Origin of the sequence: Geosporobacter subterraneus DSM 17957 (assembly GCF_900142145.1) — a bacterium.
Taxonomy (GTDB): domain Bacteria; phylum Bacillota; class Clostridia; order Peptostreptococcales; family Thermotaleaceae; genus Geosporobacter; species Geosporobacter subterraneus.
In genome coordinates this window covers 1-3554 of sequence record NZ_FQZV01000098.1, presented here as the reverse complement: position 1 = coordinate 3554, position 3554 = coordinate 1, and the positions used below count along the sequence as shown (strand labels likewise).

Here is a 3554-nt window from a genome sequence, read left to right as displayed (position 1 = left end):
TTTATAGGGGTTGTCTAACCTTTTTTAGGGTCAATTTGGGATTTTTCACAGATTTTTATCCACAATTTCAATTTTTGAATTATGCAATATCCTCACTTAGGTACTCTAGCTTTTTTTCATAATTTTTTATTTGGGTTATATCAGTGTAAATTCCATATCCTCCTACTACTTCCCCTTCCTTCTGAATACTAACACTTCTTATTAAAACATCTACAGAAGTTTTGTCTTTTTTATATCTTATCCCTTCGGTATAAATAACTCCCTCTTTTAAAGTTTTGTCTGTTAATTTTTTAGCTTCTTTATATTCTTTTTTGAGAACAATAATTTCATCTATGTCTTTTCCTACAATTTCCTTTATAGAATAGCCGAAAACTTTTTCAAAGGATTTATTTATGTTTAATATTCTTCCTTCTCTGTCAAACTCTACTATTGCATCTTGAGAGTTGTTAAAGAGAGTTTCTAGTCGTTTTTTTTGTATAATTTCCCTTTCTTTTTCTTCTAAAAGTTCCTTTTCTATTATTTTTCTTTTTTCTATTTCCCCTACCAATAGATTATTTAAAATTTTATATTTAGAAACATATAGCATCATTAAAAAGACAATTCCTAATGTAAATGCTATCATAATATTTTTTTGTTTATTCAATAGTAAAAATAACTCTTCTTTTTTTAAATCTAAATAAGCCCCTGTACCTATATAGGCTTGTATTTCTGGAATACCTCTAACATAAGATAGTTTTTCAGATATTTTTTCTGTACCAGGAAGATTGTAAAAGTATTTTACATAGGAACCATATGGCTTTTCTTGAGCTGCTTTTACTAGTTCTCTTATTACATAATTCCCCTTTGAATCTTGATAATCCCACATATTTACCCCTTCTTTTTCCTTTTCAAAGGGCTGTACTAGATAATATCCTTCATAGCTACTCATAAATATATAGTTTTCTGAATTGGTATCTCCATATATCATATTTGAAACTATATCTTTTATTTTTTCTTCTGCTTCTTTTTTGGTTATTTCTCCTTTTTTGTAGGAATTAATAGTAGGATATATCACATTGTATGCCATGTCTACTTTTTGTTTTAGCTCAAGCTTTATTTCTTTTTCTATCTTTGATACAAAATTCTGGGATGTATAACTAATTAAAACTACGATAAAAGCAAGTAAAATAATAGCTAAAAATAAAATACTTTTTATATTTATACCTTGGTATATTTTATTTTGTATATTTTTTTTCATAATTTTCACAACTCCCATAGCATAAAGTGGGTAGCAGTTTTTTAACTACTACCCATATAGCCAATACTCTATACTTTAAACCGATTTACAGTTTCCATTAAATTCATGGCTATTTGACTTAAACTTTGTGCTGTTGCTGCTACTTCTTCACTTGATGCAGTAAGTTCTTCTGAAGATCCTGCCACTTCTTCTGTTGCTGCTGCGTTTTCTTCTGTTACGGCACTTACTCCTTCTACCTTTTCCATAACTATATCCTTTGATTTTACAATTTCTTCCATAGCACCATAGGTGTTTTTCATAAGGGGTGCTATGTTTTCTACTGATTCTAATATTTCTCCAAAGGATTTTACTGTGTTTTCAACAGACGATGCTTGTTCTTTTACTGATTTTTCTACATTTTTTGAGGTACTGATTACATCATCGGTATCTTTCGTTATAGAGGAAACTAAATTTGTAATTTTTTCTGTAGATTGTCTTGATTCCTCAGCTAGCTTTCGTACTTCTTCTGCTACTACGGCAAAGCCTCTGCCGTGTTCTCCTGCTCTTGCTGCTTCAATAGCTGCATTTAGGGCAAGTAAATTCGTTTGCTCTGATATACCTGATATGATCTCTGTTATGCCGCTGATTTCTTTTACTGAAGCGGTTAAGGTTTCTACTTTACCTACAACTAATTCAAAAGCACTTTTAATGTCTTCAATGGATTTTACTAACACATTCATTTCTTCTTTTCCTATATTGGCTTTATTTTCTGCATTTTCTGTTTCGTCTTTTACAAGTTTAAGTTCACTGTATACATTTTCAATGTTATTTGTAAGGTCTTGTAAAGAATTTACTATCTCTTGCAGATCCTGAGCCTGATTTGTTGCTCCTTCAGATACCTGCTGCATAGTAGTTGCCAGTTCCTGAGAAGATGCTGTCATTTCTTCTGATATAGCGGCTAAGCTTTGAGATTGGCCTGTAACTTCACCAGAGCTTCCTTTCACTTCCGCCAGTGCTTGTTTCATATTTTTGATAACTTCACCTAAAGAACGATTCATCTGGGCAAATTCATTTTTACCGTCTTCTTCTAATTCGACTGTAAAATCATAGTCTAAAAGTTTTGTTAGTACGCTGTTGATTTGTGCCATTGAAGATTTTAATAATTGCATAAGTATAAATGTGAATATAGCAAGAACTGCAATAACCCCAAAAGATACGCCTATAAATAAATTTCTGGCATTACCGTAAAGTCTGTTGGCTTCATTAACCATATTTTGTAATTGTTCTTTATTCATACTTTCAAAATTTTGATAAAGGCTATTCATATCATTACTTAAAATTGTCATATTGCTTAAAGCGGAATAGGTTAAATATCCTATGAATACAGAAGTAAGAATTAATATAATAAGCAACAAATATGTCATTTTTATATTTTTTAAAAAGTTTTTATTTGATTTTACTATATTTTCTTTTTCCTTCACTTTGATTACCTCCTCAAGCTTTTCTTCTTACATCTTCATATTTTCAATTTTTCTTTTTTCATCCTCTGAAAATACAGCTATTAAGTCTAAAAGTATGATTATTTTTTCTTCTCTTTTTCCTATTCCAACTATGTACCTTCTATCTACTCCAGCAATGATTTCTGGTGGATTTTCTATATCCTCTTCTTTTAATGTCATAACTTGAGATGCATCATCCACGATAAAGCCTATTTGTTTTTCTCCGATGGTTACAATTATAATTCTGCTGTTTTTATTAATGGTAGTTTCTTCAAGGGTAAATCTCTTTTTCAGATTAATTACAGGTACAACACTACCCCTTAAGTTTATAACTCCTTCTATAAAATTTGGGGTATCAGGTATTTTTGTTGTTTCTTTTAGTTCTGTTATTTCCCTTACAGTCATAATATCAACACCATATTCTTCACTACCAAGCTTAAAAATAACATACTGCTTTTCTGACATTTTCTCACCTCTCTCATGATAATTTAAAAAATAAAATTACCCTTTTAGTAAACAGATAATCACTGATAGAAAATGACTTAAAGACTATTACTTTATGATTAAAGTAATCTTAGCAACTGGCTGCCGTAGCTTTAACCTTAGGCCCTTTAGCTTTTCGCCCCCATTTTTCGACAGGTTTGCTTATTATTTTATTTTAAATGTCGTAAAATAGGACTTTATGTCAAAATAATAACATATTTTGTTTTATCTTAGTAGATGTTTTTATTTTTTTAATTTTAACTCATATTCCGCTGAATACATCATAACTTTTTCATAATTTAATTCAGAACTTTTAAATTATGATGCACCTCTGATGTAGATGTTCTCAGGAATCC

The 3554-nt window shown here is 30.1% G+C and carries 3 protein-coding genes and 1 riboswitch; all 3 genes read right to left on the bottom strand.

Annotated features, from left to right (window positions below; all coding sequences use genetic code 11):
- Window positions 1-79: 79 nt before the first annotated feature.
- The 3 genes from BUB56_RS18985 to BUB56_RS18975 all read right to left on the bottom strand — a co-directional run bounded on the left by BUB56_RS18985 (window position 80) and on the right by BUB56_RS18975 (window position 3180).
- A complete protein-coding gene (locus BUB56_RS18985) occupies window positions 80-1237 on the bottom strand; it encodes a cache domain-containing protein (protein ID WP_190014779.1) in 1158 nt (385 codons plus the stop codon).
- A 68-nt stretch (window positions 1238-1305) separates the two neighbouring features.
- Window positions 1306-2697 (bottom strand): methyl-accepting chemotaxis protein, encoded by a 1392-nt coding sequence (locus tag BUB56_RS18980; protein WP_242946443.1) that lies wholly within the window; start codon window positions 2695-2697, stop codon window positions 1306-1308.
- 27 nt (window positions 2698-2724) lie between these two features.
- On the bottom strand, window positions 2725-3180 hold the full coding sequence (locus BUB56_RS18975) for a chemotaxis protein CheW (protein WP_110942807.1): 456 nt from the start codon (window positions 3178-3180) through the stop codon (window positions 2725-2727).
- Between the two features lie 108 nt (window positions 3181-3288).
- A riboswitch (cyclic di-GMP riboswitch) is annotated at window positions 3289-3371 on the bottom strand.
- Window positions 3372-3554 lie beyond the last annotated feature (183 nt).

Excerpts from the sequence above, each read along its gene's own strand:
- BUB56_RS18985 (WP_190014779.1), bottom strand. The coding sequence starts at position 1,237 with ATGAAAAAAAATATACAAAATAAAATATACCAAGGTATAAATATAAAA.
- BUB56_RS18975 (WP_110942807.1), bottom strand. The coding sequence starts at position 3,180 with ATGTCAGAAAAGCAGTATGTTATTTTTAAGCTTGGTAGTGAAGAATAT.